This is a genomic window from Bradyrhizobium sp. P2_E8 (assembly GCF_056403875.1).
The window spans coordinates 1-3,503 of the sequence record NZ_JBFUES010000807.1 but is presented as its reverse complement, the minus strand read 5'-3'; the positions used below and the strand labels follow the sequence as shown (position 1 = coordinate 3,503).

Below are 3,503 nucleotides of genomic sequence, written 5' to 3'. Positions count from 1 at the left end.
AGAGGATGCGGACGGTGAGGTCATCCACCTTCTCGACGACGATGTCGCGATAGGTCGCAATCGTGACCGCGGAGGTCGCGGGATCCTTGGAATATTCCCAGTTGAACACGACGTCGTCGGCTGTGAACGGCTTGCCGTCATGCCATTTGACGCCGGCCTTGAGCTTCCAGGTCACCGACTTGCCGTCGGCGGCGAGGCCGCCGTTCTGGATCGACGGGATTTCCGCGGCCAGAACCAGCTTCATGTTGCCGTCCGGATCCCAACAGGCAAGCGGCTCGTAGAACAGGCGCGAACCGTCCTGGTCCTTGGTGCCGGTGGCGAAATGCGGGTTGAGCAGGGTCGGCCCCTGCCACCACAACAGCTTCAGCGCACCGCCGCCGCCGCGCTTGGTCGGCTTGTAGGTCGAAACGCCTTCCGCCATGGCGACGCCGCCCAGCGCGAGGATCTGGTTGGCCAGCGGGGCAGTCAGACCGACAGCGGCGAGACGCTGGATGAAGGCGCGGCGATCCATCCGTCCGTCCTTCACTTGGCCGATCATCGAACGCAGTTCTTTATCCAGCATGGTTTGTCCCCCGTCTGGTTCCCGAATGGATGCAGGCGGCCGCGATGCGACCGCCGGGTTTTGTCTGGCCGTAGATGGCACACTGAATAGGCCGCCCGTCAACTGCGACCGTGTGTATGCAAACGGTGTTCTGGCTGTCCGTTGGGCAAAACCGCGTTCCGGAGCCCAAGCGTTCGGCAATCCGTCGTCAAAACACGCCGGATTCCACGTTGCACTGCGGAAAATTTGTTCGCCGGATCAGACGAAGTATCGAGACGAATTCTACACCACGGACATATTCAGCGGTGGYGCGACGTGGTCCGGCAGCGGACAGACATAAGGTGTCTTGGCCGTTCGCCTCGCAAGGTCGGCTTTCGCGGCCTTGATCAGCTCCGGTTCCGTGAGCGCCTTGATGCCGATACCCGCCATCGCCTTGGCCGCCTGCACCATGGCCTTGTGGGCGTGCGGGCTCTTGCCCTGCGCCACCACCTGCCAGGTGTGGAACGGCGTGCCGATTGCAACCGTTGGTGCGTGAACCTGCACCGTCGGCACCACCCAGCTCACATCGCCGACGTCGGTCGAGCCGACCAGCGGGTTGCGCTTGGCATCGAGCGGCACCAGGAAGTCGGCCAGCGGCCGATCGGTCGGCTCCATCCCGATCGCGTAGTAGACCGAGGCGATGTCCTTGTCGCTCAGCGTCGATCGGATCTGGGTGGCAAACCCCTTGTCCGCGTCGTCGAAATGCGGCGGTCCGAGCTCTTCCATGACCCGATGCAGCGCCTGCTCCAGCGGCGTATTCGGCAGGATGTTGGAGACCGCGGAGATGATCTTCATCTCGACCTTGGTCTCGGTCATCAGCGCCGCGCCCTCTGCGATCTTGCTGACGCGACCGACCAGCTCGTTCATTCCGGGCAGGTCGCGGGCGCGGATCGAGTAGCGCACGCGCGCATGCGCCTGCACCACGTTGGGCGCAATGCCGCCCGTGTCGAGCAGCGCGTAATGCACCCGCGCGTCGCTCGGCATGTGCTCGCGCATGTAGTTCACGCCGACATTCATCAGCTCCACCGCATCGAGCGCGGAACGGCCAAGATGCGGCGAGGCGGCGGCGTGCGAGGTGYGGCCGGTGAAGATGAAGTCGGCCCGCGTATTGGCGAGCGACGGCGTCACCGCCACTTCCCAGAAGCTGTGCGGATGCCAGGTGATGGCGATGTCGGTGTCTTCGAACGCGCCGGAGCGCACCATGAACGCCTTTGCCGCGCCGCCTTCTTCTGCCGGACAGCCGTAGTAGCGCACGCGGCCCGGCACCTTGTTCTCGGCGAGCCAGTCCTTCACCGCGGTCGCGGCCAGCAGCGCCGCGGAACCGAGCAGATTGTGACCGCAGCCATGGCCGTGGCCGCCGGTCTCGACGGGACGGTGTTCCGCAACGCCTGCCTCCTGGCTGAGGCCCGGCAGCGCGTCATATTCCCCCATGAAGGCGATGACCGGTCCGCCCTCGCCCCATTCGCCGATCAGCGCGGTCGGGATGCCGGCGACGTTCTCGGTGATACGGAAGCCCTGATGGCGCAACTCGGCGAGATGCTCGGCGGCCGACCGCGCCTCGGTGTAACAAACCTCCGGCATGCCCCAGACCTTGTCGCTGAGGTCGATGAAACGCGTCTTGATCGTGTCGACGCCACGCCAGATGTCGCTGCGGTTATCCATGCTTCGGTCCGTGATCTCTTGGTCAAACGAAGCGGCAATCGTTAGCAGCTTCAATGCACGGCGCCTAGCACCTCGCCGGACAGCAGCCATGCGGCGGATGCCGGATCGAAGGGCCGCCGGGCCGCCGACCGCGCGCGAAACGATCCCGCGACTTTCGAAGATTTCACGCCGCGTTCTGCGGAATAGTTGAGGAACGAGGCTTTCAAGACGGCCTTCTCCAGCCTAAATTATGCGTGCTTCGCGCGTCGTCCCGCCGGCCACGGCGGAGCGATGCACTAGCCAGGAGAACTCCATGCCCGCCCTGACCGAATGGAGAGTGCCGCCGGCCAATCAGCCGCGTGCGAGCGAATACGGTTTCGATCTCGACCGCGCGCTCGCGTCCGTCGTCGGCCTGCACGCCATCATCCCGCCCGACGCGTTCAGCGCCGAGACGCTGGGCACCGAGCGCGCCGGCAACGGCGTCGTGATCGACGACGGGCTGGTGCTGACCATCGGTTATCTCATCACCGAGGCGGAATCGGTGTGGCTGCACCTCGCCGACGGGCGCGTCGTCGAAGGACATGCCCTGGGTTTCGATTCCGTCACCGGCTTCGGCCTCGTGCAGGCGCTGGGTAAGCTCGACGTCGAACCCTTGCCGCTCGGCAACTCGGCGCAGACCCGGGTCGGCGACCGCGTCGTGGTCGGCGGCGCCGGCGGCCGCACGCGATCGGTTGCGAGCCAGATCGTGGCCAAGCAGGAATTCGCCGGCTACTGGGAATATCTGCTGGACGAGGCTGTCTTCACCTATCCCGCGCACCCGAACTGGGGCGGCACCGGCTTGCTCAACGAGCGCGGCGAGTTGATCGGCATCGGCTCGCTTCAGCTCGAGCGCGAACGCGACGGCAAGGGCGAGCACGTCAACATGATCGTGCCGATCGACCTGTTGAAGCCGATCCTGGAGGATCTGCGCAAGTTCGGCCGCGTCAACAAGCCGTCGCGGCCCTGGCTCGGACTCTATTCGACCGAGATCGACAACCGCGTGGTGGTGATCGGAATCTCCGCCAATGGTCCGGCCGCTCGCGCCGAGCTCAAGACCGGCGACGTCATCCTTGCCGTTGACGGCGAGAAGATCACGAGCCAGACCGCCTTCTACAAGAAGATGTGGGCGCTCGGCGCCGCCGGCGTCGACGTGCCGCTCACCGTGCATCATGAAGGCGTCACCTTCGACGTCACGGTGACCTCGACCGACCGCTTCAAGCTGTTGAAGGCGCCCAAGCTGCAC

3 protein-coding genes are annotated in these 3,503 nt (G+C 65.3%); 1 reads left to right on the top strand and 2 read right to left on the bottom strand.

Features of this window, described 5'->3' with window-relative positions; translation table 11 throughout:
* On the bottom strand, positions 1–562 hold a 562-nt coding region (locus AC1D00_RS32195), incomplete at its 3' end, for an ABC transporter substrate-binding protein (protein ID WP_477013438.1).
* Positions 563–823: 261 nt separating this feature from the next.
* Positions 824–2,242, bottom strand: coding sequence for a M20 family metallopeptidase (locus AC1D00_RS32190; RefSeq protein WP_477013437.1), 1,419 nt, complete (start codon positions 2,240–2,242; stop codon positions 824–826).
* Positions 2,243–2,534: 292 nt separating this feature from the next.
* Between AC1D00_RS32190 and AC1D00_RS32185 the strand changes: the two genes are divergently transcribed.
* A partial coding sequence (locus tag AC1D00_RS32185) for a S1C family serine protease (protein WP_025575966.1) occupies positions 2,535–3,503 on the top strand: 969 nt, incomplete at its 3' end.